This is a genomic window from Cupriavidus sp. 291-E7 (assembly GCF_057798835.1).
The window spans coordinates 103143-129999 of the sequence record NZ_JBYOJV010000018.1 but is presented as its reverse complement, the minus strand read 5'-3'; the positions used below and the strand labels follow the sequence as shown (position 1 = coordinate 129999).

The window sequence follows — 26857 nt, the reverse complement described above, 5'->3', positions numbered from 1 at the left end:
TCATGAACTGTGAAATTACTCGGCATAGGATTGAATTGAATTTTTCTGTCGAACGGAAATAACTGCCAATGGTCGCTTTTTGCTATTTTCGTAAGCGCGCCACGCATACGTCCCGACCAGCCCAAGCCCGAACAAATTGAGAGTTCCGAAGAACATGATCACTATCATGACGGTCGCATAGCCCGGCACATCGATGCTGTTCGACAGGCGGCCGACCAGTACGATTCCGCCAAGAATGCTGGACAGCAAGAAACCTGCGATACCAATCTTGGTCAGCAAGCGGATTGGGTAATCGGTGAACGCGAAGATACTGTCCATCATGTAGTCCACCTTTTTCCGGAAAGTCCATGCGGTCTTCCCCTCTTGGCGGACGCGTCGCCCGTAGCTAACGAGCTTGCGGCGAAAACCTAACCAGAAAATCAGCGCAATCAACGAAGATCTCGACTCCTCGAGCTGAAGCAACTGGTCGCGGAACACTCGATTACAGCCAAAAACGTCGACGCCGCCCGCTGGCATTTCAGGAACCACCAGTCGCCGGTATAACCACCAGAACATGCCGGATGCCATGCGTGAAAAGTAAGGGTCGCTTCGACTTGCCCGTGTGCCAATGGCGACATCGCACTCATCGCTATCTAGTGACCGAAAAAACTCGACGAGCAGTTCTGGAGGCTCCTGCAAATCTGCCGCCATGACGCCAAAGAAATCTCCCCTGGCAGCAGCCAGCCCTGTCCGGATTGCCGGGAAGGAACCGAAATTTCGTGAATGCGCCAACAATTGTGCCGGCACATCCATTGTTTTGAGCGCTGCGCGCAATAGTGCAAACGATTGGTCGGGGCTACCGTCGACAACGAATACGACTTCCAGCTCGCCGTCCAGTTGGCGATTCATATCCGTCAATGCTTGCAGCAGACGGGGAATAGAAGATTCGTTCTTGTAAACGGGGACAATGACCGAGAACTTCATGGTCGCCACCCATTGACCGCGGCGATGACGCTATCGACCTCTGCGTCGGTCATTTCGGGATAGCAGGGCAAGGTCAAAATTTCACCGGCCAAGCGCTCGGTGTTTGCGAGCCGAATGTTTGCAAAACGCTCTTTGAAAACTGGTTGCCGATAGTCAGGGATGGGGTAGTGCACGTCGGAGCCGATCTGCAAATCACGCAAATGCATGCGCAGGGAATCCCGATGTGCACTGCGCACGACGTAGAGGTGCGCCACGTACGCCTCTCCGGCTGCCTGTGGTGTCAGAACCTTCTCATGAGCGATTCTCGCGGTATAGCGTGCAGCAATTTCACGCCTGCGAGCATTTGCAGCATCGAGATGCGGGAGGAAAGTCGAAAGGACTGCAGCTTGCAGTTCATCGAGACGGCTGTTGCGCGATCCGGCCACTTCGACTTGATATTTTGACGACCAGCCATACTGACGGAGTCGGGCAACTCGCTCAGCCGTCTCCGCATGCTTCGTCACAACTGCGCCGCCATCGCCGATTGCACCAAGGTTCTTGGTTGGATAGAAGCTGAAAGTAGCTGCATCCCCAAAGCCACCCACGCATTTCCCGTTGATACGAGCACCGTGAGCCTGGGCACAATCCTCAATGAGTAGTATCCCTCGGTCGGCGCAGAGCTTTGCAATTGCATCAATGTCCGGCACAGCCCGACCGTAAAGATGCGTAACCACAACCGCTTTGACACCGGCAAGAATAGCTCGCTCCACTTCTTGCAGCGTGACGCCATGCGAATCAGTATCGACGTCAAGGAAGAAGGGCTCGGCTCCAATAATCTCAATGGCCGTTGCCGTATACATCCCCGCGTTGGCCACAGTCGCGACGCGGTCACCACGCGTAACGCCAAGTGCTTTCAGCGCCAATTCAATCGCATCCGTGCCATTGGCTACACCCAGGCAGTGGTCAACACCGACATACTCGGCAAATTCGCGTTCAAATTGCCTCGATGCAGGACCCAGCACAAGCCACCCGCTGGAAAGTACTCGATTGATTGCCTCGGCGAGCTGTGGGTTCTGGGAAATTCGCGCCGAAAGGCTGTTTATCTGTATCAACATTGCTCTCCGCAAACAATGGCTAGCCGCCAGGTCAATTGCCCGGCTGAACGCTTCCGGGGGGCAGATTTTACGTGAACGAATGTCAACCTTGAAGTGCCCAGATCCCTCCTGCAACACGCCCGGTAGGCCTTTGCCCGAATTCGTGGTACTGGTACTACAAGTGGTCCATTTTTATTGCGCGACTGGCCCTGTTCTGGAAAGCCGAATTCGTTTCGGTCGCAGGATCGACCACCCGATGGATAGCCAAAGCACCATGCCTAACACCGTTATCGCGATACCAAGTGTGCGGTAGGGGGTCTCAAAGCGAGCAATCAGAACGTAGCGCCCAGCTGGCAACTGCCAACCACGGAAACCCTTTACCTCAACGGGGAAAATGTCTTTTGCCCCGCCCGACCAACCGCAGTCATCACAGAGGAGTCGCGCGGACCATCCCTTGGAGTAGATTTCGTTCTCCACAACTGCTGTGGGTGCGCCCAGATCAACCTGATACCGGATCTCCGTCGTCCCATACACCGAACACGCCGCGTTCACGCGCGGAGCCTTGGATAGATCTGCGTCATGCGTACGCTGAAGGTCGGGTACCGCAACCATGGTCCATGGGAGCATTGCGAAGCCTCGCAGAACGCCGGAGCCGAGGATGCTCTGCTGGCGTTGCAATTTCATCGGTCCGGAATAGTCTTGCAGAAAGTACTGACCGCTGTAGTAGCCACTCCAGGGAAAGCGGTTCGCAGTGGGTAACGGAACGTCTTGGCGCGGCCCACGGCATGTCTCGGTGCTCAACTGACGCTTCAAGGCTTCGCGTGTATCAGAGAATTTCCCCGTAATTGACTCCACCCACGGAGTACCGTCTTGTGCCGGCGGCGCAAAATACCTCTCGGTCCACGTCACGGACATCCAGTGCATTATCGCAACTGCCGCCAACGCTGGCATGACCAGCCATCTTCCTGCTCGCAAGAAAACGGGAGACAGCGCCACGACCGTCAGGATCGCAGTGATGGCAATCGGGATCATGACACCATTCTGATTCACCCTGGCAGCGAGCAGCATGCTGGCGATGTGCGTCGAAAACAGAGCGGTGAATATTATCAACAACGGCTCTAGGCTCTTTTTCGTGAAGAGACGGCAAAGGAAGTTCAAGCCCAATGCAAAAATGGTCAGCCACCTAATTATGTTTATTACCTCCGCTCGTTCCGGCGAAGGCATGACGTTTAGGAGATAGCTCGAGTACCAAATAAAAACGGCTCCGGCAATAAAGACCAGTGGCTCAATGGTCCAACCAAAAACCTTTACCGCGAATCTGCTCAGGGCAGCTGCTACCCCGACAAGCAAAGCCATCACCAGAGCAATGTGATCTTCTTGTGCATAGGAGCGCTCGAGATTAAGCGCATGCACGCCATACCACACAAAAATCCCGAATAACAATGGCCAAATGATCCTGGCATTTTTCCCGGCCTGACGATCACTCAACACTGTCACCGCCACAAGAATAATGACGAGACCAATGAGAGCGCGATAATCGGCCATCACAAACCGGCTCAGGCCGAGAGGCGGAACCATTAATATGAGAACCTGGTGCAGCGGTCCGGCAGCCATGAGCAATGCGATCAGCCCGGCAATCAATGGCCATTTCACACGGCGGCGAACCTCTATGACGCCCATTAAAAATAGCGCGATAACCGGAAATCCGACAAAGAACGATCGCATTGAAATATCATGCCCGAAATACGGGCTGTTTATCGGGAACGCGAACGATAGAATGTCGCCAGGTAACATGTAGTCATAAGGAAGCGCCCCAATGGTTTTCGACCGGCTAATTTCCCCAGAGGAAAGAAATGCAGGCACAAGGGCTATCCCAGCAAGCAGCGTCCCTGTAACAAGCGCCACGAGTATCCAAACACCCACACCTGATACGTCACGTTCTCGGAGTGCGCGTAGCACGCTGACTGTCGCCAGAACGAATAGCGTTGCCATTGCGGTTCCCGGATAGCCGCCGGTCCAAATGGCGAAAACCCACATTGGCAGAGTAGCGATGCAAATCATCAGTGATGTCGACCTAATGCGCCAATCTGCAAATACCGGTCCACACAACCACGGCAGAAATGCGAACGCTCTGACAATGTCGGGATGCTGGGAATTCGAATAGAAGCCTCCAAAGCATTGATAAAATATCCCTGCCAGCATGGATTCCCGCCATCCTACCCCCAGCAATCGTGCGCAGACGACCGCGCCGATACTCCCAAGCAGTACGTGCACTCCCTGCATCACGACAGCGGCGTGGATAGTGTATGTTCCGTCAAATAAGGGGAATAGCCAGAACGGAAGATAAAATTCTCCGCTTTGCAGATTCAGGAACAAGGGATACCCCATGCCCTGAAAAGGAATCCAGGCGATTCCTTTGCCTAACTTGATTGCCTCGATCCAGTAGTATGGAATGGCGTGATACGTTAACAGGAAGTCATCAGGGAACGAGATGTCATCAAAATAGTGTCGCCAAAAAATCAGAATATTTTGGCTAACCAGCAGCAATAACGTAAGGAAACCTCGCGCAGACATCCATAGCATTGCTTGCTCATTGAGTTTTTCTTGTTGCGGTATTTTCATGAACCTTGGTGCGATCGCGCGATTGAAGAGTCGCAACTGCCTTTATTTGATTTATGGGAGGGCGCCAAGATTATAATTTATGTGCTGGCTGCCGGCCCATTGGGCTGCCGGGAGGGTGTCTCCGGTGGCCGGGCGCCGATTTGGCGTTTTCCATGCATGATACATTGTTGGCGCTGCGCGAATATACAGTGTTTGCGCTGGAAGCCGGCACCACAGCGGGCTTGACGAGTCAGATTGCGAATCCTGTCGTCGTGGGTTCGAGTCCCGTCAGCCACCCCAAAATTTCTGCAAAAAGGCCGCTCAAACGAGCGGCCTTTTTGTTTTGATTGTTGGCGTTTGAGCGGCTCGTGGGAGCGCCTTCGTCGACGGTCGTTCGTGCTGCCAAGGCGGTCCTATGATGTACTGGACATCGGATCTACGCTCATGCGGAGTGCGTCATGGCCCAGCGCTTTTTCGATCTTCCCCAACAAGAACAGGATGACATCGCGCTGGCATGTGCGAAGCACGGGTTCGTGCCTGATGACTTCGAATTTGTCGTTGATGGAGTGGAAAGCGAGCGCCGGGTGATTGAGGTCGAACGCGTCGTTGGCGGGCAGTGCCAGAGGTACAAGGTGGCCGGTGGCATGGGATGGACTGCGTCCTTCGAGTCGGACCTCGCTGCCGACTGGTTTGGTACGCCGCTTGCCGACTGATGGAATCTGCCTGAGCGATGTGGATAGGCCAAAAAAAACCGGCCCTTGGCGGGGTCGACAAGGTCCGGTTCTGCGCATGACGCCAATGCGCCAGTGATGCAGTGCGCGTCAGTGAGTTTAGTCAGGCTTATAGCAGTTTTAAATGGAGCCTTAATTCATTGTTGCGGGGCTGCAACTCGGCCCCGCAGACGAGCACGATGTCATTGGGGTGACGTCAAGTCGACCTGCGCGGACTTCAATCAATCAGTTTCGTGCTCGGCTCCGCGAGCTCCAGCATGCGGCAGATGGCGGCCATGTTGCCGACCATCGTACGGCGCTGGGCGCCTTGATAGACGCGCACGCCCTTGATCTGGCGGAAAGGTACCGGCTTGACCGGGCGGCGGGAAGCGACGGAATTCGTTTGCAGCATGGCAACACCTCGTAATTTGCGTTCAGCAGTGGGCCGCACCCGGCGTCCAGCAAGGACGGGGCGGCATGGGCAAAGCAAAGCGGGTGACCAGGGCAGACGGCCGTGCTGCCGAAGTCTCGGAGATCGGAGATGCCTCAGGGCACCTCCGTTTGCTGCTAGAAACCTGACGATCGAATCAGGCCGACAGCAATACCTTCCAGGGAGAATTCATCGCGACCCGAATGAAGGACGATGTTCTCGAAATCGGGGTTCTCGGCGATCAGTTCGATCGTGTCGCCACGTTTCTTCAGGCGTTTGACCGTCACGTCCTCGCCAAGACGCGCAACAACAATCTTGCCGTTGGCTGCCTCGCTGGCCTTTTTCACAGCCAGGAGGTCACCATCGAGAATGCCAGCGTCACGCATGCTTAATCCGCGCACGCGCAACAGATAGTCGGGGCGTTCGTCAAATACCGAAGCATCCACCTGGTATTGGCGATCGATGTGTTCCGCCGCCAGGATCGGACTGCCCGCAGCTACGCGGCCGACCAACGGTAACGTCAGTTGCAGGACCCCTGCCATCGGCAGTGAGAACTGGTCGGAACGCTCGGAATCGCTGCGCGAGACCTTGAGGCGGATGCCGCGCGACGCGCCAGGGGTCAGTTCGATCACGCCTTTGCGCGCCAGCGCCCGCAAGTGTTCCTCCGCCGAATTGGGCGAGGAAAATCCAAATTCAGCAGCGATTTCCGCGCGCGTCGGCGGAAAGCCGGTATTTCGGATCGCGTCGCGGATCAGGTCGAAAATCTGCTGCTGCCGGGGTGTCAGGGTCGCCATAGTGGTTCGCCGGTCTGGTGCCGAAGCACTGTATGTTTAAACAGTATGCTGTGATTTTATACAGTATCGGGTGAAGTGCAAGCACAATTTGCGCAGCAGGATCGACATGGGGTGTGGCGCGTGCCTCGCTGCCACGGGTTTTTCATGGCTTCGCCGTCGCAGCGTGGCAGTTACAATCGGCGCCCCAGGCGTCCGCTTGTAACTGCCACAGATCAGCGTTCTCATGCCAGCTTCCGCTTCCCAGTCCTTGCCCCGCGTAGTCGTACTCGCCACTGGCGGCACGATTGCCGGGTCGTCCGGCAACCCCGCCAGCAGTGCCCAGTACCAGGCGGCCACCGTGCCGGTTTCACAGCTCGTGCAGGCGGTGCTGGCTCTGGCCGATGTCGCGCGCGTGGAAGCCGAGCAGGTGGCGCAGATCGACAGCAAGGACATGATGTTCAGCCTCTGGCAGCAACTGGCGGCGCGCGTGGCGTACTGGTGCGCCCAGCCAGATGTGGCTGGCATCGTGATCACGCACGGCACCGATACGCTGGAAGAGACGGCGATGTTCCTGCATCTGACGCAGGCGTGCCCCGTGCCAGTGGTCATCACCGCGGCCATGCGTCCGTCGACGTCGCTGTCGGCGGACGGCCCACTGAATCTGCTCGACGCCGTGAGGGTGGCAGCCAGTCCCGACGCGCGGAGCCGGGGTGTGCTGGTGGTGCTCAATCAGCAGATTCATGCCGCACGCGATGTCACTAAGGCACACACGTCCGCGGTCGATGCCTTTGTCTCGCCGTCGGCCGGCCCGCTTGGTTTCGTCCAGGACGCCTATATTCGATTCACGCGCGCGCCCGCGATGCTGGCCGCGCCCCGCTTGCCGGTGCCTTCGGCATGGCCAGTGGTGGAGATTGTGGCCAGCTATGCACAGCCGGGCAGGGTGGCGGTCGATGCGCTGGTATCGGCCGGCGTCCAGGGTCTGGTCGTGGCCGCCGCGGGCAACGGATCGGTGCATGAAACCCTGGCGGCCGGGTTGATCGATGCCGGCGCGCGCGGAGTGGCTGTCGTGCGCAGCTCCCGCACAGGGGCCGGTCATGTGGCGATACCGTCCAGGCCGGTGCCGGCGGCGGGAATATTCGTGTCGGCCGCCGATCTCAATCCGTACAAGGCGCGGGTTCTGTTGCTGGTGGCGTTGGCCGGAGATCCCGGTCTGGGTGCCGATGCGGGGCGCCTGCAAGAGGTATTTTCGGAATACTAAGACGCCCGTCGGCCGGAATCTTGCGGAGTTGCGAGGTTCCGGGCTATACTCGCGGGCTATTCAACCTTGCCGCACCGGACGTGACGCCCGGGTGGCTCATCCCAAAAGGAGCGTCAATGCGTCATTACGAAATCGTATTTATCGTCCATCCGGACCAGAGCGAACAAGTGCCGGCGATGATCGAGCGCTACAAGCAGCTCGTCACGTCGCAAAATGGTCAGATCCACCGCGTGGAAGACTGGGGCCGCCGTCAGATGGCCTACATGATCCAGAAGCTGGCCAAGGCTCACTACGTTTGCCTGAACATCGAATGCGGCAAGGACACGCTGGCTGAACTGGAACACGCGTTCAAGTTCAACGACGCCGTGCTGCGTCACCTGATCGTCCAGACCAAGAAGGCCGAAACCGCTCCGTCGCCGATGATGAAGGAAGTGCAGCGCGAAGAAGCCCGCAAGGCCGCGCAAACGACCACGGAAGGCCAGGCCGCCTAAGTGCGGACTGCTGTGTCGCGGTGAACCAGCTTCGGCTGACCGCCACTCTCGCCGAGCGAGACACGCTGCGCTATACCCCGGCCGGCATCCCCGTCGTCAACTGCATCCTGCAGCATGTCGGCGAGGTGATGGAGGCGGAAACGCCCCGGCAGGTGGAATTCGCGGTGGTGGCAATGGGCATTGGCGCCATTGGCCAGCGGCTGGAGCGCATGCCGCTCGGCACGCTGCTCGACTGCGAGGGCTTTCTGGCCCGCAAGCACCGCAACAGCAAGACACTGGTCTTTCACATCACTCGATGTAAAGCATTCGAAAAGGATTGAATCATGGCATTCGTCAAACGTGACAACAAGAACAAGAAGCGCTTCCAGCAACAGAACCCGCTGTTCAAGCGCAAGCGCTTCTGCCGCTTCACCGTGGCTGGCGTCGAACAGATCGACTACAAGGATCTGGACACGCTGAAGGACTTCATCGGCGACAACGGCAAGATCACGCCGGCTCGTCTGACCGGTACCAAGGCGCACTATCAGCGTCAGCTGGATACGGCAATCAAGCGCGCCCGCTTCCTGGCGCTGATGCCGTACACCGACCTGCACAAGAACTGATAGTCCCAGGACCGCAAGGAGAAATACACGATGCAAGTCATTCTGCTGGAAAAAGTCATCAACCTGGGCAACCTGGGCGATATCGTTCGCGTGAAGGACGGTTACGCACGTAACTTCCTGATCCCGACCAAGCGCGCTCGCCGTGCTACGCAAACCGCCATCGCCGAATTCGAAGTGAAGCGCGCCGAGCTGGAAAAGGCCGCTGCCGAGAAGCTGGCCGGTGCGCAAGCCGAAGGCGAGAAGCTGAACGGCCTGACCGTCCAGATCACCCAGAAGTCGGGTGTGGACGGCCGTCTGTTCGGTTCGGTGACCAACGCCGACATCGCTGAAGCCCTGGAAGGTCAAGGCTTCAAGCTGGAAAAGTCGCAAGTGCGTCTGCCGAACGGCCCGCTGAAGGTTGTTGGCGACTACACCGTTGGTGTTTCGCTGCACACCGACGTGCTGGTCGACATCACCGTGTCGGTGCTGGGCGATCACGCCTAAGTCGTACCTTGCAGAGATGCGCCGGTTCAGGCCGGTGCGTCCGATGCACGCAAAAGGCAGGAGCCATGCTCCTGCCTTTTTTGTTTGCGCGCCGTCCCGTGCTGGCTCACCCCGCTATAATTGCCCCCCATGAACGCGCCTGCCGCAGATCCCCAACTAGACAGTCTCAAGGTTCCTCCGCACTCGATCGAGGCCGAACAATCGGTGCTTGGCGGGTTGCTGCTGGACAACGCCGCCTGGGACCGTATTGCCGACTTTCTGTCCGAAGCGGATTTCTATCGCTTTGATCATCGGCTGATCTTCCAGAGCATTGCCCGCCTGATCTCCGCCACCAAGCCGGCGGACGTCATCACGGTGTTCGAGATGCTGCAGGTGTCCGGTAAGGCCGAGGAAGTGGGCGGGCTGGCCTACCTCAATTCGCTGGCGCAGAACACGCCCAGCGCGGCCAATATCCGCCGCTACGCCGAAATCGTGCGTGAGCGGTCCGTGCTGCGCAAGCTCGTGACCGTGGCCGACGACATTGCGTCGGCGGCATTTGCGCCCAAGGGTCGCGAAGTGCGCGAGCTGCTGGACGAGGCGGAATCCAAGGTTTTTGCAATTGCCGAGGAAGGCTCGCGCGGCCAGAAGGGCTTCCAGGAAATCCAGCCGCTGCTCACGCAGGTGGTGGAGCGGATCGACGAGCTTTATCACCGGGATTCCACGACCGATGTGACGGGCGTGCCCACGGGCTTTATCGACCTGGATCGCATGACCAGCGGTATGCAGCCAGGTGACCTGATCATCGTGGCCGGCCGGCCCTCGATGGGTAAGACGGCATTTTCGCTGAACATCGGTGAGCACGTGGCCGTGGAGCAGGGTCTGCCCGTGGCGGTGTTCTCGATGGAAATGGCTGGCGTGCAGCTGGCCATGCGTATGCTGGGTTCGGTGGGGCGTCTTGATCAGCACCGCCTGCGTACCGGCCGCCTGCTGGATGAGGATTGGCCGCGCCTGACCCATTCGATCCAGCGCATGAACGATGCGCAACTCTTTATCGACGAGACGCCGGCACTGAATCCGATGGAGCTGCGCGCGCGTTCGCGTCGTCTGGCTCGCCAGTGTGGGCAGCTCGGACTGATCATCATCGACTACCTGCAGCTGATGTCCGGATCGGGTAGTGGCGAAAACCGCGCGACCGAAATCTCGGAAATCTCGCGGTCCTTGAAGGGCCTGGCAAAGGAACTAAATTGCCCGGTGATCGCACTGTCGCAGCTGAACCGAAGCCTGGAACAGCGCCCGAACAAGCGCCCCGTGATGTCCGACCTGCGTGAATCAGGCGCCATCGAGCAGGATGCCGACGTGATCCTGTTCATTTATCGCGACGAAGTCTACAACCCCGACTCGCAGGACAAGGGTACGTCCGAAATCATTATCGGCAAGCAACGTAACGGTCCGATCGGCACCGTTAGGCTCACGTTCCTGGGTCAATTCACGAAGTTCGACAACTTCAGTGGTGGCCCGGCGTTCTTCGACAACGACACCTGATTGTCAGGGGTTACACCGCAGGACGGTGCAACCCTGTAAAATATTGCGCTTTGATGACAGCCGCCCACGAGGCGGCTGTCGTGCAATTGCTCTGCCTCCCATTTGCAACACAACCGAGCGCTGCCATGAGGGCCGCGCCACAAGGACATTTCATGTTCGGCCGTTTCATGCCCACTGAGGGCAAGTTCTTCGAATACTTCAACCAGCACGCCGATTGCGCGGTGACCGCCGCACACGAGCTGGAAGCGTTGGTCAATGACCTGCCCAACGCGGAAGGCCATGCCCGCCGGGTGCAGGCGACGGAAAAGAAGGCAGACCGTATCACCCACGACACGATCGATCTGCTGCACAAGACCTTCATCACGCCGCTGGACCGTGACGAGATCCACAAGCTCATCACGACAATGGATGACATCCTGGACCTGATGGAGGATGTGGCCGAAACGATCTCGCTGTACGACGTGACGCACCTGACCGACGAGGCGCGCCGCCTGGCCACGATCTGCGTGCAGTGCTGCGAAGCCGTCAAGATCGCCGTGGGCCTGCTCGAGGACATGAGCAACGCCGGTACGATCCTGAAGACCGCCCAGCAGATCGACCAGCTCGAATCCGAGGCGGATCGTGTGATGCGCGCGGCCATGTCGAAGCTGTTCCGCGACGAGACCGACGTCAAGCGCCTGATCAAGCTGAAGGCGATTTACGAGCAACTGGAGTCCATCACCGACAAGTGCGAGGACGTGGCGAACATCATCGAAGGCATCGTCCTGGAAAACGCCTGAGGCCCGCACTGGCATGCAAACAATTCAAATGAGTTTGTGGGTCATCGGCCTGCTGGTGGCGCTGGCGCTGCTGTTCGACTTCATGAACGGCTTTCACGACGCCGCCAACTCGATTGCCACCGTGGTTTCCACGGGCGTGCTCAAGCCGCACCATGCGGTGGCGATGGCGGCCATGTGCAATGTGGTGGCGATCTTCATCTTCCACCTGAAGGTGGCGGCCACGGTTGGTACCGGTACCATCGACGTCAAAATCGTTGACCACTATGTGATTTTCGGCGCGCTGGTCGGCGCCATCGTGTGGAACGTGATCACGTGGTTCTACGGCATTCCGTCATCGTCGTCGCACGCGCTGATCGGTGGCCTGGTGGGCGCGGCAGTGGCCAAGGCCGGCACCGGTGCGCTGGTGGGCAACGGGCTGCTGAAGACCGTGGCGTTCATCCTGATCTCACCGCTGCTTGGTTTCATCCTCGGCTCGATCATGATGGTGATCGTGGGCTGGACGTTCTTCCGTACGCCGCCGTCGCGCGTGGACCGCTGGTTCCGCCGGCTGCAGCTGGTATCCGCTTCGCTCTACAGCCTGGGTCACGGCGGCAACGACGCGCAGAAGACCATCGGCATCATCTGGATGCTGTTGATCGCCAGCGGCCATGTGGCCGTGGGTGGCGGCGAGCCGCCGATGTGGGTGATCGTGAGCTGCTACGTGGCTATCGGCCTGGGTACGCTGTTCGGCGGCTGGCGGATCGTGCGGACGATGGGCCAGAAGATCACCAAGCTCAAGCCCGTGGGTGGCTTCTGCGCGGAGACCGGCGGTGCCATGACGCTGTTCATTGCTTCGGCGATGGGTGTGCCCGTATCGACCACGCATACGATTACCGGCGCCATCGTCGGTGTTGGCTCGGCACAGAAGATGTCGGCCGTGCGTTGGGGTGTGGCGGGCAATATCGTCTGGGCGTGGGTGCTGACGATTCCGGCATCCGCGTTCATGGCGGCCATTGCGTGGTGGATCGGCAAGCAAATCTTGTGAGCCTCGCGGGAATCCGCGAATTCACAAACAGAAAAGCCAGGCGCGATGCCTGGCTTTTTTTGTTTGCGTGGCCGGGGACGAAGCGCTACTGGTTGGCGAAGGCTGCGATCGGATCGTCCTCGGCCGGGAGTGGTGCGGATGGCGCGGGCGTCTCCGGCATCGTAGCGGCGGGCGTGGTCGATGGCGCCGGTGTCATGGGCAGATTGCTGGCGGCCACCACGCGCCGGGCACCGTTGTAGCGCGACGCCCAATAGGACTTGCCCATGTCTTCCAGTCGCACCGTGCCGCCGGTGGCCGGGGCATGGACAAAGCGGTTCTGTCCCACGTAGATGCCGACATGGGAGTTGGCGCGGCCGGTGGTATTGAAGAACACCAGGTCGCCCGATGCCACCTCGCTGCGGTCGAGCGAGACGCCACGCTGGCCCATCTGATCGGTGGTGCGCGGAAGATTGACGTTGGCCGCGCGTGACACGACGTAGCGCACCAGTCCGCTGCAATCGAATCCGGAATCCGGGGTGTTGCCGCCGTAGCGGTAAGGCGTGCCCACCAGCGACATGGCCTGGATGGAGATTTCTTCCAGTCCGGCGCTTGGATCGATCATCGGCTTGCCCGGCGTGCGGGGCAGCGACGAAGTGTGGCGTGCCGGAGGTCCGCCGGCGCAGGCAGCCAGCAGCAGGGCGCTCGCGCACAATGCGGTCAGGGCAAGACGAGACGGAATCCGCGTCGAGAGCGGAGGGAATAGCGGGCGCTGCGGCATCCTTCTTGTCGTTAGGTTGCCGGGTCAGACGTCCGTCCCATCTCGCTGTTTCTCGTCCCTCCATTAACAAGAGGGAATTGAATTGCCAGGGGAAAACTACCAGCGCAACTGCGCGTTACGCGTACCGGTACTGATCTTGATGGACTTGGACTGACCCTTGTAACTGGCCTCGATATTGTAGCTGCCTTCTGGAGCACGTATGAGGCAACGAGGGCCGCCTGCGCGGAAATCGGCGACATTCTGGCCGTCGCGTGTCAGTTTTACATCAACGTCGGCCAGGAACTCGCCATCGGCGCCCCGTGTGAACAGGATCGCCATATTGAAGTTCTTTTCCTGCTCCGCCAGCCTCGCACGCTCGTCCTCGGCAATGCCGCCGCAGACGTAGCTGACCGGGCCCATCGTGCGGATCACCAATTCGTCGGCCGCTGCCTTGGCCGGTTGCAGGGCTGCCGCCACGATCACCGTCGCGCCGATCAGCGCGGCCACGACGACGCGCTTGCGCCGTGTGGAGCGTGTGCTTTGGGAAAATAGTGTCCTGCTGCTGGACAGATATCTGCTGAATGACTGCTGCCTGTTCATCGACGCCTCCGTATCGACATGAACACCCGGTCATCATAGCCGGGCCGTGCGGCGCTGGCTGTCGGCCAAACGCCGACGCCGTGGGTTGCGCCACACTACGCGATGCGGCCAGGGGCCGGCCTTGGATCAGGCCGGCCCCTGGTACTGCCAGGTTTCAGTGCTTGCCGCTTTACAGTACGTCTGCCGCGTGATCGGCCAGACGCGAGCGCTCGCCGCGGGCCAGCGTCACGTGTCCGCTGTGACTCCAGCCCTTGAAGCGATCCACCACATAGGTCAACCCCGACGAACCTTCGGTCAGGTACGGCGTGTCGATCTGTGCGATGTTGCCCAGGCAGACGATCTTGGTGCCGGGGCCGGCGCGCGTGACCAGCGTCTTCATCTGCTTCGGCGTCAGGTTCTGCGCCTCGTCGATGATCACGAACTTGTTGACGAACGTGCGGCCACGCATGAAGTTCATGCTCTTGACCTTGATGCGCGAGCGGATCAGCTCTTGCGTGGCGGCACGGCCCCACTCACCAGCACTGTCATCGCTCTTCTGCAGCACTTCGAGGTTGTCGTCGAATGCACCCATCCACGGCTGCATTTTCTCTTCCTCGGTACCCGGCAGAAAGCCGATATCCTCGCCCACGGGCACGGTGGCACGCGTGACGATGATCTCGTTGTAGAGCTTCTGGTCCAGCACCTGCTCCAGGCCCGACGCCAGTGCCAGCAGCGTCTTGCCGGTGCCGGCCTGGCCGAGCAGCGTCACGAAGTCGACGTCCGGGCTCATCAGCAGGTTCAGCGCGAAGTTCTGCTCGCGGTTGCGCGCCACCACACTCCACACGTTGTTCTTGTTGTGGGTGTAATCCTTCAGCGTTTGCAGCAGGGCGGTCTTGCCGTTGATTTCCTTGACCTGCGCGTAAAGCGGCAGGCTGCCGTCCATCGGCTCCAGGTAGACAAACTGGTTCACCAGGAACGACGGCACCAGCGGGCCGGTCAGGCGATAGAACATCGCGCCCGATTTCGGGTCCTGCCAGCTTTCCACGCCCTTGCCATGCTTGGCCCAGAAATCGTTGGGCAGTTGCATGACGCCCGAGTAGAGCAGGTCCTTGTCTTCCAGAACCTGGTCATTGAAGTAGTCCTCGGCGGGCAGGCCCAGTGCACGCGCCTTGATGCGCATGTTGATGTCTTTCGACACCAGCACCACCTGGCGCTCCGGGTACTGCTGCTGCAACGCGCTGACCACACCCAGGATCTGGTTGTCGGCCTTGCCCTGCGGCAGGCCCTCGGGCAGCTTGATGTCGTTGAGCCGGGTCTGGAAGAACAGCTTGCCGGCCGCGTCGCGGTTGCCCAGGTTGGCCAGCGGCAGGCCTTCGTCGAGCACTCCGTTGGTGCCGCCCACAAGCTGGTCGAGCGTACGGCTGACCGTCCGCGCGTTGCGCGCGACTTCGCTCATGCCCTTCTTGTGGTTGTCCAGCTCTTCGAGCGTCATCATCGGCAGATAGATGTCGTGCTCTTCGAAGCGGAACAGCGAGCTTGGGTCGTGCATCAGCACGTTGGTATCGAGCACGAACAACTTGCTCGGGCCAGCCGTCTTGCGCGTGCGTCGCGTAGGGCCGGTGGCCGGTTTGACCAGGCTGACGGCCGGCGACGCGGGCGTAGCGGTGGTCGGTGCCGGGGCATCGGCGGTCTTGGCTCGGGTCGTGCTGCCGGCGCGTGCGCGGGTGGCGGGCGCCTTGGTGTCGCCGGTCTCGAGCAGTGCCACACGCTCGAGGACCGGCACAGGTTTCTTACCCTGCGCAGCTTTGGCCTTGGAGCTTGCGACCGGCGCGAATTCGCTCGGGTCCAGCAGTTGGGCAGGCTTGGCGGGCATGGTAGGCAGCGGCATGCTTGGCTTTCCTTTCAGGGACTAAAGGGGGCGAAAAAGCTGGCGTACAACCAGGGAACGGCAGAAACCGGGAAAACCGAAGGGTGAGAGGTGAAGAAACAAAAAAGCCGCCAGGCCTGGGGTGCAGGTGTGGCGGCTTGTCTTGCGGTCCCGCGACACGGCAGGTCCGCTACCAGCCCTGGGACTGTGCCTGTCGGGCCGGGACGTTACTGCAGCGTGGCAACTGGGATCTGAACGCATTGAGGGCCAATCTACCCGAAGGTTTTGGCTTTTGCAATCGGTCAAATTCTCGTCGCGGTTGCGCAACTGTCGGCGGCATCGAGGATGCTCGGGTTCACATCCCCTTGACGATCGCCAGCACCTCGTCCACGTGGTTCGGCACCTTGATGCCGCGCATTTCGTGACGCAGTACGCCCTTGGCATCCAGGATGAAAGTACTGCGCTCGATGCCGCGCACCTCCTTGCCATACATCTTTTTCATCTTGATGACGTCGAAGATATTGCAGATGGCTTCGTCCGCGTCGGAGATCAGCTCGAACGGCAACTCCAGCTTGGCCTTGAAGTTCTCATGGGACTTCAGGCTGTCGCGCGAAATGCCGAACACCGTGGCACCGGCTTTCTCGAAGGCCTCGTGCTGGTCGCGGAAGTTCATGGCCTCGGTGGTGCAACCCGGCGTGTTGTCCTTCGGGTAGAAGTACAGCACCAGGTTCTTACCGCGCAGGTCGGCGAGGCGGAAGTCCGCGCCGGTAGCGGGGGCCTGGAAGTCGGGAACGGCCTTGTTGAGACTGACGGTCATGCTGGTGGCTCTCCTGGATGGCGATGCATCATCGGTGATGGCGGCGGCCCGTTATTGATATGTGCAGCCTGGACCTGCCTCATGGCGGGTGCAGATTGGGGCAGTCGGCCGGACTTCAAGCGTGGCGTCGGCTCAACCCGGCAAAAAATTGCCGGCCATGCGGACTGGCACGGGCAGGGCTCAGCTTTGGGCGGCGGCTTCCACCAGCAGCACCGCCGCCACCTTGCGGCCTTCGGCCATGAGGATATTGTAGGTGCGGCATGCGGCCTGCAAGTCCATCGCGTCGACGCCGATATGCTGGCGCGCCAGGGCCGTGGTCAGCCGGGGGTGCGGAAAGCGCAGCCGGTCGCCCGTGCCGAGCAACACGACTTCCGGCTTCCTTTCGAGCAGTGCCTCGAAGTGCGCAGGTTCGAGATCTTCAAAACGGCTGACGGGCCAGGGGACGATGTCGCCCTCCGGCATGACGAGGATGGGCCGCTCGTGGCGTACCGCGTTGATTTCGACGTAGCCGGGGCCATAGCCGGTCACGGTGTTGAGGTTCTGGGGTTTGTCGGCGTGGAGTTTCAAGACGGGTGCCTCATGCCGCCCAGGGGCTGTCCGTGGCCGTTCCCGGCGGCGTTGTGCGCGGCCGGATGGTCGACGGTAGGGGCGGGCGGCGGGTTGGTGGCAGGATCGTGCGCGCAGAGGCCCAAAAGGCTCGCTGCAATGCAAGAATCCATGCCGAAGTCTGTCATAATCCGATATCTTATAGCTTTTGCCTCCCGGTCTGCCACGCTCGACTGCTGCCCAGCGACGCGCGCCGCCAGACGTCCAGGACAATCCAGAAGATTCCCAAGACCGCTGCCGCCGAGACGGGCAGCTTGCCCTGACATCGCCGAAACCGCCGTGAAACCCATCCAGAAATCGAACAAGCTCCAGAACGTTTGCTATGACATCCGCGGCCCGGTGCTGGAAAAGGCCAGGCAGATGGAGGAGGAAGGGCACAAGATCATCAAGCTGAACATCGGCAACCTGGCCGTGTTCGGTTTCGATGCACCGGAGGAAATCCAGCAGGACATGATGCGCAACCTGCCGAATTCGGCGGGCTACTCAGACTCCAAGGGCATCTTCGCCGCGCGCAAGGCGATCATGCACTACACCCAGGAAAAGAAGATCCAGGGCGTGGGGCTGGAAGACATCTACGTGGGCAACGGTGCGTCCGAGCTGATCGTGATGTCGATGAACGCGCTGCTCAACAGCGGCGACGAAGTGCTGGTACCGGCGCCCGATTACCCGCTCTGGACGGCCGCCGTGAGCCTGTCCGGCGGCACGCCCGTGCACTATGTGTGCGACGAGGCCAACGAGTGGATGCCCGACCTGGACGACATCCGCCGCAAGATCACGCCGCACACGCGCGCCATCGTCATCATCAATCCGAACAATCCCACGGGCGCGTTGTATTCCGACGAACTGCTCAAGGAAATCGTGGTGATCGCGCGCGAGCACGGGCTGATCATCTTCGCCGACGAGATTTACGACAAGGTGCTGTACGACGGCAACACGCACACGTCGATCGGTTCGCTGTCCACCGACGTGCTGACCGTGACCTTCAACGGCCTGTCGAAGAACTACCGTTCGTGCGGCTACCGTGCCGGCTGGATGGTGGTGTCGGGCGACAAGCGCCCGGCGCAGGACTATATCGAAGGCCTGAACATGCTGTCTTCGATGCGCCTGTGCGCCAACGTGCCGGGCCAGTGGGCGATCCAGACCGCGCTGGGCGGCTACCAGAGCATCAACGACCTGGTGGCCGAGGGCGGCCGCCTGCGCCGCCAGCGTGACCTGGCCTACGAACTGATCACCCAGATTCCCGGCATTACGTGCGTCAAGCCCAAGGCGGCGCTGTATTTGTTCCCGAAGCTCGACCTGTCGATGTATCCGATCCAGGACGACCAGGAATTCATCTACGAACTGCTGCAGGAATCCAAGGTGCTGCTGGTGCAGGGCACGGGTTTCAACTGGGACGCGCCGGATCACTTCCGGATCGTGTTCCTGCCGCACGAGGAAGACCTGCGCGAGGCCGTGAGCCGCGTGGCGCGCTTCCTTGAGAACTATCGCAAACGTCACGGCACGGCCTGAGCCGCCGGGGCGCCCCCCATTTCCGTATCAAGCAACCCAGAGTCAGACGTCCATGAATCCCATCAAAGTCGGCCTTCTCGGCATCGGTACCGTCGGTAGCGGCACGTTCAACGTGCTCAAGCGCAATCAGGAGGAAATTCGCCGCCGTGCAGGCCGCGGCATCGAGATTGCAGTGGTGGCCGACCTCAATACCGAGCGCGCCCGCGAACTGACCGGTGGTGCGGTGGATGTGGTCAGCGACGCCAACGACGTGGTGACGCGTCCCGATATCGATATCGTCGTCGAGCTGATCGGCGGCTATGGCATCGCCCGCGAGCTGGTGCTGAAGGCCATCGAAAACGGCAAGCACGTGGTCACCGCCAACAAGGCACTGCTGGCCGTGCATGGCAACGAAATTTTCGAAGCGGCGCGCAAGAAGGGCGTGATCGTGGCGTTCGAGGCGGCCGTGGCCGGGGGCATCCCCATCATCAAGGCGCTGCGCGAGGGCCTGACCGCCAACCGCATCCAGTGGATCGCCGGCATCATCAACGGCACCACGAACTTCATCCTGTCGGAGATGCGTGACAAGGGCCTGGACTTCGATACCGTGCTCAAGGAAGCGCAGCAGCTCGGATATGCCGAAGCCGATCCGACCTTCGACATCGAGGGCATCGATGCCGCGCACAAGGTGACGCTGATGAGCGCCATCGCGTTCGGCATGCCGGTGCAGTTCGACCGCGCGCACGTGGAAGGCATCACGCGCCTGTCGGCGATCGACATCAAGTACGCCGAGGAACTGGGCTACCGTATCAAGCTGCTCGGCATCACGCGCCGCCGTGACGAGGGTGTGGAGCTGCGCGTGCACCCGACGCTGGTGCCGGCCTCGCGCCTGATCGCCAATGTGGAAGGCGCGATGAACGCCGTGCTGGTGCAGGCCGATGCCGTAGGCGCCACGCTGTACTACGGCAAGGGTGCCGGCGCCGAGCCGACCGCGTCCGCCGTGATCGCCGATCTGGTCGACGTGACCCGCCTGCACACCGCTGACCCGAACCATCGCGTGCCGCACCTGGCGTTCCAGCCGGACGAGCTGTCGAGCGTGCCCGTGCTGCCGATCGACGAAGTCACGAGTTCGTACTACCTGCGCATGCGTGTGGCCGACCAGACCGGCGTGCTGGCCGAGATCACCCGCATCCTGGCCGAAGGCGGCATCAGCATCGATGCGATGCTGCAGAAGGAATCGCGCGAAGGCGAACCGCAGACCGACATCATCATCCTGACGCATCTGACGCGGGAAAAGCAGATCAACGCGGCCATCCGCAGTATCGAGGGCCTGCAGACGGTGCTGTCGCCGGTCACGCGCCTGCGCATGGAAGAGCTGAACTAAGACCGCTATGAAATACCAATCGACGCGCGGCCATGACATGCCGCAATCGTTCTCGGAGATCCTGCTCGGCGGCCTGGCCCCCGATGGCGGCCTCTATCTGCCGAAGCAGTATCCGCAGGTCACCGCCGACGAGCTCGAAGCCTGGCGCAAGCTGCCGTATGCGGATCTGGCGTTCGAAGTACTGTCGCGCTTCTGCGATGACATTCCCGCCGATGATCTGCGCGCGCTGACGCGCAAGACGTATACGCCCGAGGTGTACTGCAACGCGCGTGCCGGCGACAACACCGCCGACATCACGCCGCTGCGCACGCTGGGCGAAGAGGGCGGCACGAAGCTGCAACTGCTGGGCCTGTCCAACGGCCCGACGCTGGCCTTCAAGGACATGGCGATGCAGTTGCTGGGCAACCTGTTCGAGTACGCGCTCAAGCGTGCCGGGCTGAAGCTCAACATCCTGGGCGCGACGTCGGGCGACACCGGCAGCGCGGCCGAGTACGCGATGCGTGGCAAGGAAGGCATCCGTGTCTTCATGCTGAGCCCGCACCGCAAGATGAGCGCATTCCAGACCGCGCAGATGTTCAGCCTGCAGGACCCGAACATCTTCAACATTGCGATCGAAGGCGTGTTCGATGACGCGCAGGACATCGTCAAGGCCGTGTCGAACGACCATGCGTTCAAGGCCCGCCAGCGCATCGGCACCGTGAACTCGATCAACTGGGCGCGCGTGGTGGCCCAGGTGGTGTACTACTTCAAGGGCTGGCTGCTGGCCACCGATGGTCCGGGCCAGAAGGTGTCGTTCTGCGTGCCGTCGGGCAACTTCGGCAACGTCTGCGCGGGCCATATCGCGCGCATGATGGGCCTGCCGATCGACAAGCTCGTGGTGGCCACCAACGAGAACGACGTGCTCGACGAGTTCTTCCGCACCGGCACCTACCGCGTGCGCACATCGGCGCAGACGTACCATACGTCCAGCCCGAGCATGGACATCTCGAAGGCGTCGAACTTCGAGCGGTTCATCTTCGACCTGCTCGGCCAGGACGCCGGCAAGCTGGCCGCGCTGTTCCAGGACGTCGATAGCAAGGGCGGCTTCAGCTTTGCCGGCAAGCCCGAGTTCGATCGCATCCGCGAGTTCGGCTTTGTGTCGGGCCGCAGCACGCACGACGACCGCCTGGCCACGATCCGCGACGTGAATCAGCGCTATGGCGTGACGATCGACACCCACACCGCCGATGGCGTGAAGGTGGCGCGTGAACACCTGCAGGCGGGCGTGCCGATGGTCGTGCTGGAAACCGCGCTGCCGGCCAAGTTCGCCGACACGATCCGCGACGCGCTGGGCCACGAGCCCGAGCGCCCGGCGGCATTCGAAGGCATCGAGCGCCTGCCGCAGCGATTCGAGGTCATGCCGGCCGACGCCGACAAGATCAAGGCGTACATCGCAGAGCACACGGGTCTGTAATAACAGGTATTGCGCCCACACGCCCACGGTTCCCGCGCCAACTCGCTACAATCGGGTTTGCCGGGTCCCGCTGCCACGGCCCCCAGGCTTTTGAGCCGGGGGCTTTTTTGCTGTTGGGGCCAACCCAGATTCCGAATACCCACATGACCCAATCCGCAGCGCGCCCGCCGATGCTGACGATGGCCCAGGCCCTGGATGCCCTGATGGCCGGCGTTCGTCCCATCACCGAAACGGAAACCGTCGATACGCTCGAAGCCAACGGCCGTGTGCTGGCCGCGCCGGTCACGAGCACGCTGCGGGTGCCTCCGGCCGACAATACGTCGATGGACGGCTATGCCATGCGCGCGGCAGATGTGCCGGCAGCGGGCACACGGTTACCGGTGTCGCAACGCATTCCGGCCGGCCACGTCGGCACGGAACTGGCGCCTGGCACGGCAGCGCGGATCTTCACCGGCGGGCTGATTCCAGCGGGTGCCGATGCCGTGGTCATGCAGGAGCAATGCCAGGCCGATGGCGACGCGGTCATCGTCAATCATGTGCCGGCATCGGGCGAATGGATACGCCGCGCGGGCGAGGACATCGAGTCCGGCAGTCAGATCCTTCCGGCCGGTGCGCGGCTTTCGCCGCAGGCATTGGGGCTGGCCGCTTCGGTAGGCCAGGCGACGCTCGATGTCGTCCGGCGCATGCGAGTGGCCGTGTTCTTTACCGGCGATGAACTGGCGATGCCGGGCGAGCCGCTGAAGCCCGGTGCGATCTACAACTCCAACCGCTTCACGCTGCGTGGCCTGCTGGAAAACCTTGGCTGCGAAGTCAGCGATTTCGGCATCGTCCCCGATACGCTTGCCGCCACGCGCGACACCCTGCGCCGCGCGGCCGAAGGCAACGACCTGATCATCACGTCGGGCGGCGTATCGGTGGGCGAGGAAGACCATATTCGTCCGGCCGTGACGGCGGAAGGGCGGCTGGACCTGTGGCAGATCGCGATCAAGCCCGGCAAGCCGCTGGCGTTTGGCCAGGTGGCAAACGGCACGGATTTGCCGACGTTCTTTATCGGCCTGCCCGGCAACCCGGTGTCCAGCTTTGTCACGTTCCTGCTGTTCGTCCGGCCGTTCCTGCTGCGCATGCAGGGCGTGGCGGACGTGACACCGCGCCGCATTGCCATGCGCGCCGATTTCGACCTGCCCAAGGGCGACCGCCGCAACGAGTTCCTGCGCGCCCGCTTGAACGATGCGGGCGGCCTGGACCTGTTCCCGAACCAGAGTTCGGGCGTGCTGACATCCACCGTGTGGGGCGACGGCCTGATCGACAACCCGCCGAACCAGGCCATTGCACGCGGCGACACCGTTTCATTCATTCCTTTTGCCAGCCTGCTGGCCTAGGGTTTCATTGCGATGCAACTAGAACTTAGATACTTCGCCAGCGTGCGTGAACAGGTTGGGCAGAGCGCCGAGCGCGCCGAGGTGCCCGCCGACATCCGCACTGTGGGCGATCTGCGCGGCTGGCTGCGCGACCGTGGAGGTGTGTGGGCCGAGGCGCTGGCCGAAGGCCGCGCGCTGCGCATGGCCGTGGACCACGCCGTGGCCCGTTCCGATACGCCGCTGGCCGATGGCTGCGAAGTGGCGTTCTTCCCGCCAGTGACCGGGGGCTGAAATGGGTGTTCGCGTCCAGCTGGACGACTTCGAGCTCGGGGCGGAAGTGGCCGCGCTGCGCGCCGATAACCCCGGCGTGGGTGCCGTCGCCAGTTTCATCGGCACCGTGCGCGACGTCAGCGACGGCTCGCGCGTCAGCACGATGGAACTCGAGCACTATCCGGGCATGACCGAGAAAGCGCTGGAGAAGATCGAGGCGGCGGCGCGCCAGCGCTGGGAGCTGCTTGGCGTCACGATCGTGCACCGGGTGGGGCTGCTGCAGCCGCTGGACCAGATCGTGCTGGTCGTGGTGGCTTCTGCACACCGCGGCAACGCCTTTGCCGCGTGCGAGTTCATCATGGACTACCTGAAGTCCGAGGCCCCGTTCTGGAAGAAGGAAGCCACACCGGAGGGCGCGCGCTGGGTGGACGCCCGGGTATCGGACGATGCGGCGCTGCGCCGCTGGGGTATCGAATCGTTCAACGCGGAATCCTCTGACTCCAATTCCAATTCCAATAACAACAAGGGCGAATAATGGCTCCGTTGGGTTTTGTGGCGGTCGGCGTCGGTGCCGCCGTGGGCGCCTGGTTGCGCTGGTTTTTCTCGGTGGTGTGGAATGCGGCCAATCCCGCGCTGCCCTACGGCACGCTGGCTTCCAACCTGGTGGGCGGCTACCTGATCGGCCTGGCCGTGGCGTTCTTCGATACCCATCCGTCGCTGCCGCCTGAATGGCGCCTGCTAGCCGTGACTGGCTTCCTGGGCGGCTTGACCACCTTTTCCACGTTTTCCAGCGAGGTAATCGGCAATCTGCTGGCCGGCGACTACCGCTGGGCACTGGCTCACGTGGCGTTGCACCTGGGCGGCTCGCTGTTCCTGACCGCGCTGGGGATCTGGACGTATCGCACGCTGTCCTGAACAGCGGGGCCGGGCGGGGACGGTATCCCCGTCTGTCCGGCCAGTTTCTGGGGCATAGGTAACAGTCCCGATACTTTTGTTCCTTCCGGTCCGCACGGGACCGACTACTATTTCCCGCATGGGCATTGGGGTGTGCAACGCACCTCACTTCGTTCGCCTGTCTGGTTTCCAGATCATTAGAAAGTGCGGTCACGGTCGCTTGCCGGCTCGCCGTGGCTATCAAGAATCCGGCGTGTCGTTTTGCTCACGCAGTGCTAGTTCTTGTCTTCAGGCAGTCCTTGTCTTATCGCGGCCTCACCGTTCCGTCCATTACAAGGAGACATCCCCATGCAGCCTCGCTACGCCTCGCGCCTTGCGGATCCAATCCTGCGGCGTCGACTCCGCCAGACCGCCGTTGCGGCCGCGGCCGCCACCTTGCTGATCTCGGCCTGCGGCGGCGGCGGAGATTCGTCCAGCAATCCCGGCGGAGGCGGGAGCACCACGCAGAATCCGAACAATCGTCCCGATTTCATCGTCGGAACGATCCAGACCAAGCAATACGACGGCAATTCCGATGACCTGCTTACGGGCGGGCTGGGCAAGGATGGGCTGGCTGCCGCGGCGCCGGCATTTGCCAATCCCAATGCACCGACGGCTGCCGAATTGCGCCGCAATGCAATCTGGACGAACTATCGCGCCATCGTGGATGTGCAGGCGGCCGGTGGCTATGGCTCGCTGTACGGGCCGAACGTCGACGCGCAGGGCAATGTGACCGCGAGCCAGGGCAAGGTGCCCGGCTTCGAGTACATCGGCTATGCCGATGACGGCACGGGCCAGAAGAACGTGACGATGATGGCGCAGGTTCCGGATTCGTTCGACCGCAACAATCCATGCATCATCTCGGCCACGTCGTCGGGGTCGCGTGGCGTCTATGGCGGCATCGCCGTGGGCGAGTGGGGCCTCAAGCGCGGCTGCGCCGTGGCCTATACCGACAAGGGCACCGGCGCCGCGCCGCACGACCTCGATACCGATACCGTGCCGCTGATCGACGGCACCCGCGCGGACCGCCGTGGTGCCGGCAAGCTGGCCCAGTTTGCGGCCGAGCCGGGCGCGCAGTCCCTGGCCGATTTCACTGTGGCCAATCCGCATCGCCTGGCCTTCAAGCATGCGCATTCGCAGCAGAACCCCGAGGCGGACTGGGGGCAGAACACGCTCCAGGCCATCCAGTTCGCGCTGTTCGCCATCAATGACCGGTTTGGCGCGATGGGTTCCGACGGTGTGCGCGAGAACACCTTTACCAAGGACAAGGTGCTGATCATCGCGTCGGCCATTTCCAATGGCGGAGGCGCCGCGATTGCCGCCGCCGAACAGGACACGGATGGGCTGATCGACGGCGTGGCCGTGGGCGAACCGAACGTGGAAATGCCGCCCAGCCCGGTCATCACGGTCCGGCGCGGCGGCTCGCCCGTGGCGGCATCGGGCAAGCATCTTTATGACTACACGACGACGGCAAACCTGTTCCAGCTATGCGCGGCACAGGTGCCCAGCCTGGTCAACGCACCGCGCGTATCGGCAACCTCGACGTTGCCGGCGCTGCCCTCGCAGACGATTGACCGCTGCCAGTCGCTTGTGACGAAGAACAAGCTGGCTGGGGCGACGACCACGGATCAGGCGAACGCCGCGTTGAACGCCTTGCGCGCGGCCGGCTGGGAGCAGGAGTCCGATGAACTGCATACATCGCTGTCGCTGCTGGAGGTGGCAAGTTCGATCTCGGTCACGTACGCCAACTCGTATTCCCGTGCCAGTGTCACGGACCGGCTCTGCAACTACAGCTACGCCGCAGTCAGCACGGGGCTGACGCCGGTGGCCATTCCCGCCCCGTCGCTGGCGGGCATGTTCTCCACCGGCAACGGCATTCCGCCCACCGCGCCGGTCACGATCATCAACGACGTGAATCCGGCAGGGCCGTTCCGCGACTTCCTGTCCACCTCTCCAACGACGACCTTGGCCGATGCCAATCTCGATGGCGCGCTGTGCCTGCGCAATCTGCTGGACGCCAGTAACGCGGCCCTGATGGCCGGCATCGGCCAGACTTACCGTAATGGCAACCTGCGTGGCAAGCCGGCGATCATCGTGCATGGCCGCAGCGATGCGCTGCTGCCCGTCAACCACACGTCCCGCCCTTACCTGGGGCTGAACAAGTCGGTGGAAGGCAGCGCCAGCAAGCTGTCCTATATCGAGGTGACAAACGGGCAGCATTTCGATGGATTCATCGACCTCGTCGCCGGGTATAGCTCGCGGTTCATCCCCATGCACGTGTACGTGAATCGCGCGCTCGATGCGGTCTACGCCAACCTCAAGAGCAATACGGCGCTTCCGCCATCGCAAGTGGTGCGAACCACGCCGCGTGGCGGCGGCGCAACCGCCATCGTCGGCCCGCAGATCCTGCCCGCCAACGTGCCCCCGATAGCGGCCACCCCGGCTGCCGGCGACACCATTTCCGTCACCGGCACCACCGTCGACGTGCCGAACTAGCCGCACGTCGCCAGGTAACCCGCCATGCACTTGCAGTCTGTACAAGTTGTGTGGCGGGTGTCTTGAAATGTCAATGCAAAGCCCTATCTTTCGGAAGTACCGTGTCCGGCAGGGCATGCGCGAAACGGCAGCCGTGGGCTGCCACGTCGCCGCCCCGCACCA

The 26857-nt window shown here is 61.6% G+C and carries 28 protein-coding genes; 18 read left to right on the top strand and 10 right to left on the bottom strand.

Translation table 11 applies throughout. The features are described 5' to 3' along the window. Positions 1–15: 15 nt before the first annotated feature. The 3 genes from AC3FLX_RS26425 to AC3FLX_RS26415 all read right to left on the bottom strand — a co-directional run bounded on the left by AC3FLX_RS26425 (position 16) and on the right by AC3FLX_RS26415 (position 4658). Entirely contained in the window at positions 16–963 is a 948-nt protein-coding gene (locus tag AC3FLX_RS26425; RefSeq protein ID WP_488700301.1) for a glycosyltransferase family 2 protein, read from the bottom strand. Then, on the bottom strand, positions 960–2057 hold the full coding sequence (locus tag AC3FLX_RS26420; RefSeq protein WP_488700300.1) for a DegT/DnrJ/EryC1/StrS family aminotransferase: 1098 nt from the start codon (positions 2055–2057) through the stop codon (positions 960–962). Before AC3FLX_RS26420 ends, AC3FLX_RS26425 begins: the two co-directional genes overlap by 4 nt. Before the next feature lie 171 nt (positions 2058–2228). Next, positions 2229–4658 (bottom strand): hypothetical protein, encoded by a 2430-nt coding sequence (locus tag AC3FLX_RS26415; protein WP_488700299.1) that lies wholly within the window; start codon positions 4656–4658, stop codon positions 2229–2231. Between the two features lie 152 nt (positions 4659–4810). On the opposite strand from AC3FLX_RS26415, the gene AC3FLX_RS26410 reads away from it, so the two are divergent. Both AC3FLX_RS26410 and AC3FLX_RS26405 read left to right on the top strand, forming a co-directional pair. Beyond that, positions 4811–4984 carry a hypothetical protein gene (locus tag AC3FLX_RS26410; RefSeq protein WP_488700298.1) on the top strand — a complete coding sequence of 58 codons (174 nt, stop codon included), beginning with the start codon at positions 4811–4813 and terminating at the stop codon, positions 4982–4984. Between the two features lie 111 nt (positions 4985–5095). Then, positions 5096–5350 carry a hypothetical protein gene (locus tag AC3FLX_RS26405; protein ID WP_488700297.1) on the top strand — a complete coding sequence of 85 codons (255 nt, stop codon included), beginning with the start codon at positions 5096–5098 and terminating at the stop codon, positions 5348–5350. Between the two features lie 235 nt (positions 5351–5585). On the opposite strand, the gene AC3FLX_RS26400 is transcribed toward AC3FLX_RS26405, so the two are convergent. Both AC3FLX_RS26400 and lexA read right to left on the bottom strand, forming a co-directional pair. After that, complete coding sequence (locus AC3FLX_RS26400; protein WP_488700296.1) at positions 5586–5759, bottom strand: hypothetical protein; 174 nt, start codon at positions 5757–5759, stop codon at positions 5586–5588. 155 nt (positions 5760–5914) lie between these two features. Further along, complete coding sequence (lexA, locus tag AC3FLX_RS26395) at positions 5915–6571, bottom strand: transcriptional repressor LexA (protein WP_488700295.1); 657 nt, start codon at positions 6569–6571, stop codon at positions 5915–5917. Between the two features lie 223 nt (positions 6572–6794). Between lexA and AC3FLX_RS26390 the strand changes: the two genes are divergently transcribed. The 8 genes from AC3FLX_RS26390 (at position 6795) to AC3FLX_RS26355 (ending at position 12708) form a co-directional block, all read left to right on the top strand. Next, positions 6795–7808 (top strand): asparaginase, encoded by a 1014-nt coding sequence (locus tag AC3FLX_RS26390; RefSeq protein WP_488700294.1) that lies wholly within the window; start codon positions 6795–6797, stop codon positions 7806–7808. A gap of 116 nt (positions 7809–7924) precedes the next feature. Further along, positions 7925–8299 (top strand): 30S ribosomal protein S6, encoded by a 375-nt coding sequence (rpsF, locus tag AC3FLX_RS26385; RefSeq protein ID WP_029051059.1) that lies wholly within the window; start codon positions 7925–7927, stop codon positions 8297–8299. Between the two features lie 20 nt (positions 8300–8319). Further along, positions 8320–8619 (top strand): primosomal replication protein N, encoded by a 300-nt coding sequence (gene priB / locus AC3FLX_RS26380; RefSeq protein WP_488700293.1) that lies wholly within the window; start codon positions 8320–8322, stop codon positions 8617–8619. Positions 8620–8622: 3 nt separating this feature from the next. Continuing rightward, positions 8623–8901 carry a 30S ribosomal protein S18 gene (rpsR, locus tag AC3FLX_RS26375; RefSeq protein ID WP_006163606.1) on the top strand — a complete coding sequence of 93 codons (279 nt, stop codon included), beginning with the start codon at positions 8623–8625 and terminating at the stop codon, positions 8899–8901. Positions 8902–8931: 30 nt separating this feature from the next. Next, positions 8932–9384 (top strand): 50S ribosomal protein L9, encoded by a 453-nt coding sequence (rplI, locus tag AC3FLX_RS26370; protein ID WP_488700292.1) that lies wholly within the window; start codon positions 8932–8934, stop codon positions 9382–9384. 129 nt (positions 9385–9513) lie between these two features. Next, positions 9514–10905, top strand: coding sequence for a replicative DNA helicase (locus AC3FLX_RS26365; RefSeq protein WP_488700291.1), 1392 nt, complete (start codon positions 9514–9516; stop codon positions 10903–10905). A 152-nt stretch (positions 10906–11057) separates the two neighbouring features. Next, positions 11058–11684 (top strand): DUF47 domain-containing protein, encoded by a 627-nt coding sequence (locus tag AC3FLX_RS26360; protein WP_488700290.1) that lies wholly within the window; start codon positions 11058–11060, stop codon positions 11682–11684. Positions 11685–11697: 13 nt separating this feature from the next. Continuing rightward, positions 11698–12708 carry an inorganic phosphate transporter gene (locus AC3FLX_RS26355; RefSeq protein WP_488700289.1) on the top strand — a complete coding sequence of 337 codons (1011 nt, stop codon included), beginning with the start codon at positions 11698–11700 and terminating at the stop codon, positions 12706–12708. Positions 12709–12793: 85 nt separating this feature from the next. Here AC3FLX_RS26355 and AC3FLX_RS26350 read toward each other — a convergent pair whose 3' ends face one another. From AC3FLX_RS26350 to AC3FLX_RS26330, 5 genes are all read right to left on the bottom strand, one after another. Continuing rightward, complete coding sequence (locus AC3FLX_RS26350) at positions 12794–13465, bottom strand: C40 family peptidase (protein ID WP_488700288.1); 672 nt, start codon at positions 13463–13465, stop codon at positions 12794–12796. A gap of 96 nt (positions 13466–13561) precedes the next feature. After that, a complete protein-coding gene (locus AC3FLX_RS26345; RefSeq protein WP_488700287.1) occupies positions 13562–14044 on the bottom strand; it encodes a hypothetical protein in 483 nt (160 codons plus the stop codon). A gap of 169 nt (positions 14045–14213) precedes the next feature. Then, complete coding sequence (locus tag AC3FLX_RS26340) at positions 14214–15911, bottom strand: PhoH family protein (RefSeq protein WP_488700286.1); 1698 nt, start codon at positions 15909–15911, stop codon at positions 14214–14216. Positions 15912–16245: 334 nt separating this feature from the next. Next, on the bottom strand, positions 16246–16707 hold the full coding sequence (locus tag AC3FLX_RS26335; RefSeq protein WP_488700285.1) for a peroxiredoxin: 462 nt from the start codon (positions 16705–16707) through the stop codon (positions 16246–16248). 180 nt (positions 16708–16887) lie between these two features. After that, the gene (locus AC3FLX_RS26330) at positions 16888–17274 is read right to left on the bottom strand and encodes an Mth938-like domain-containing protein (RefSeq protein WP_488700284.1); all 387 of its coding nucleotides are present in this window, start codon (positions 17272–17274) and stop codon (positions 16888–16890) included. 318 nt (positions 17275–17592) lie between these two features. Between AC3FLX_RS26330 and AC3FLX_RS26325 the strand changes: the two genes are divergently transcribed. The 8 genes from AC3FLX_RS26325 to AC3FLX_RS26290 all read left to right on the top strand — a co-directional run bounded on the left by AC3FLX_RS26325 (position 17593) and on the right by AC3FLX_RS26290 (position 26695). Continuing rightward, positions 17593–18822: a pyridoxal phosphate-dependent aminotransferase gene (locus AC3FLX_RS26325; RefSeq protein WP_488700283.1), complete on the top strand. Its 1230-nt coding sequence runs from the start codon at positions 17593–17595 to the stop codon at positions 18820–18822. Between the two features lie 52 nt (positions 18823–18874). Further along, positions 18875–20185 (top strand): homoserine dehydrogenase, encoded by a 1311-nt coding sequence (locus AC3FLX_RS26320; RefSeq protein ID WP_488700282.1) that lies wholly within the window; start codon positions 18875–18877, stop codon positions 20183–20185. A 7-nt stretch (positions 20186–20192) separates the two neighbouring features. Continuing rightward, on the top strand, positions 20193–21638 hold the full coding sequence (thrC, locus tag AC3FLX_RS26315; protein ID WP_488700281.1) for a threonine synthase: 1446 nt from the start codon (positions 20193–20195) through the stop codon (positions 21636–21638). A gap of 143 nt (positions 21639–21781) precedes the next feature. Next, positions 21782–23017, top strand: a complete 1236-nt coding sequence (locus tag AC3FLX_RS26310) for a molybdopterin molybdotransferase MoeA (RefSeq protein ID WP_488700280.1) — start codon at positions 21782–21784, stop codon at positions 23015–23017. 12 nt (positions 23018–23029) lie between these two features. Further along, a complete protein-coding gene (moaD, locus tag AC3FLX_RS26305; protein WP_488700279.1) occupies positions 23030–23287 on the top strand; it encodes a molybdopterin converting factor subunit 1 in 258 nt (85 codons plus the stop codon). 1 nt (position 23288) lies between these two features. Further along, complete coding sequence (gene moaE / locus AC3FLX_RS26300) at positions 23289–23801, top strand: molybdopterin synthase catalytic subunit MoaE (RefSeq protein WP_488700278.1); 513 nt, start codon at positions 23289–23291, stop codon at positions 23799–23801. Next, on the top strand, positions 23801–24181 hold the full coding sequence (gene crcB / locus AC3FLX_RS26295; RefSeq protein ID WP_488700277.1) for a fluoride efflux transporter CrcB: 381 nt from the start codon (positions 23801–23803) through the stop codon (positions 24179–24181). The genes moaE and crcB overlap by 1 nt, the downstream gene beginning before the upstream one ends. A gap of 327 nt (positions 24182–24508) precedes the next feature. Beyond that, positions 24509–26695 (top strand): D-(-)-3-hydroxybutyrate oligomer hydrolase, encoded by a 2187-nt coding sequence (locus AC3FLX_RS26290; RefSeq protein WP_488700276.1) that lies wholly within the window; start codon positions 24509–24511, stop codon positions 26693–26695. Positions 26696–26857 lie beyond the last annotated feature (162 nt).

Excerpts from the sequence above, each read along its gene's own strand:
- AC3FLX_RS26425 (WP_488700301.1), bottom strand. The coding sequence starts at position 963 with ATGAAGTTCTCGGTCATTGTCCCCGTTTACAAGAACGAATCTTCTATT.
- AC3FLX_RS26420 (WP_488700300.1), bottom strand. The coding sequence starts at position 2,057 with ATGTTGATACAGATAAACAGCCTTTCGGCGCGAATTTCCCAGAACCCA.
- AC3FLX_RS26415 (WP_488700299.1), bottom strand. The coding sequence starts at position 4,658 with ATGAAAATACCGCAACAAGAAAAACTCAATGAGCAAGCAATGCTATGG.
- AC3FLX_RS26410 (WP_488700298.1), top strand. The coding sequence starts at position 4,811 with ATGCATGATACATTGTTGGCGCTGCGCGAATATACAGTGTTTGCGCTG.
- AC3FLX_RS26405 (WP_488700297.1), top strand. The coding sequence starts at position 5,096 with ATGGCCCAGCGCTTTTTCGATCTTCCCCAACAAGAACAGGATGACATC.
- AC3FLX_RS26400 (WP_488700296.1), bottom strand. The coding sequence starts at position 5,759 with ATGCTGCAAACGAATTCCGTCGCTTCCCGCCGCCCGGTCAAGCCGGTA.
- lexA (WP_488700295.1), bottom strand. The coding sequence starts at position 6,571 with ATGGCGACCCTGACACCCCGGCAGCAGCAGATTTTCGACCTGATCCGC.
- AC3FLX_RS26390 (WP_488700294.1), top strand. The coding sequence starts at position 6,795 with ATGCCAGCTTCCGCTTCCCAGTCCTTGCCCCGCGTAGTCGTACTCGCC.
- rpsF (WP_029051059.1), top strand. The coding sequence starts at position 7,925 with ATGCGTCATTACGAAATCGTATTTATCGTCCATCCGGACCAGAGCGAA.
- rpsR (WP_006163606.1), top strand. The coding sequence starts at position 8,623 with ATGGCATTCGTCAAACGTGACAACAAGAACAAGAAGCGCTTCCAGCAA.
- rplI (WP_488700292.1), top strand. The coding sequence starts at position 8,932 with ATGCAAGTCATTCTGCTGGAAAAAGTCATCAACCTGGGCAACCTGGGC.
- AC3FLX_RS26365 (WP_488700291.1), top strand. The coding sequence starts at position 9,514 with ATGAACGCGCCTGCCGCAGATCCCCAACTAGACAGTCTCAAGGTTCCT.
- AC3FLX_RS26360 (WP_488700290.1), top strand. The coding sequence starts at position 11,058 with ATGTTCGGCCGTTTCATGCCCACTGAGGGCAAGTTCTTCGAATACTTC.
- AC3FLX_RS26355 (WP_488700289.1), top strand. The coding sequence starts at position 11,698 with ATGCAAACAATTCAAATGAGTTTGTGGGTCATCGGCCTGCTGGTGGCG.
- AC3FLX_RS26350 (WP_488700288.1), bottom strand. The coding sequence starts at position 13,465 with ATGCCGCAGCGCCCGCTATTCCCTCCGCTCTCGACGCGGATTCCGTCT.
- AC3FLX_RS26345 (WP_488700287.1), bottom strand. The coding sequence starts at position 14,044 with ATGAACAGGCAGCAGTCATTCAGCAGATATCTGTCCAGCAGCAGGACA.
- AC3FLX_RS26340 (WP_488700286.1), bottom strand. The coding sequence starts at position 15,911 with ATGCCGCTGCCTACCATGCCCGCCAAGCCTGCCCAACTGCTGGACCCG.
- AC3FLX_RS26335 (WP_488700285.1), bottom strand. The coding sequence starts at position 16,707 with ATGACCGTCAGTCTCAACAAGGCCGTTCCCGACTTCCAGGCCCCCGCT.
- AC3FLX_RS26320 (WP_488700282.1), top strand. The coding sequence starts at position 18,875 with ATGAATCCCATCAAAGTCGGCCTTCTCGGCATCGGTACCGTCGGTAGC.
- thrC (WP_488700281.1), top strand. The coding sequence starts at position 20,193 with ATGAAATACCAATCGACGCGCGGCCATGACATGCCGCAATCGTTCTCG.
- AC3FLX_RS26310 (WP_488700280.1), top strand. The coding sequence starts at position 21,782 with ATGACCCAATCCGCAGCGCGCCCGCCGATGCTGACGATGGCCCAGGCC.
- moaD (WP_488700279.1), top strand. The coding sequence starts at position 23,030 with ATGCAACTAGAACTTAGATACTTCGCCAGCGTGCGTGAACAGGTTGGG.
- moaE (WP_488700278.1), top strand. The coding sequence starts at position 23,289 with ATGGGTGTTCGCGTCCAGCTGGACGACTTCGAGCTCGGGGCGGAAGTG.
- crcB (WP_488700277.1), top strand. The coding sequence starts at position 23,801 with ATGGCTCCGTTGGGTTTTGTGGCGGTCGGCGTCGGTGCCGCCGTGGGC.
- AC3FLX_RS26290 (WP_488700276.1), top strand. The coding sequence starts at position 24,509 with ATGCAGCCTCGCTACGCCTCGCGCCTTGCGGATCCAATCCTGCGGCGT.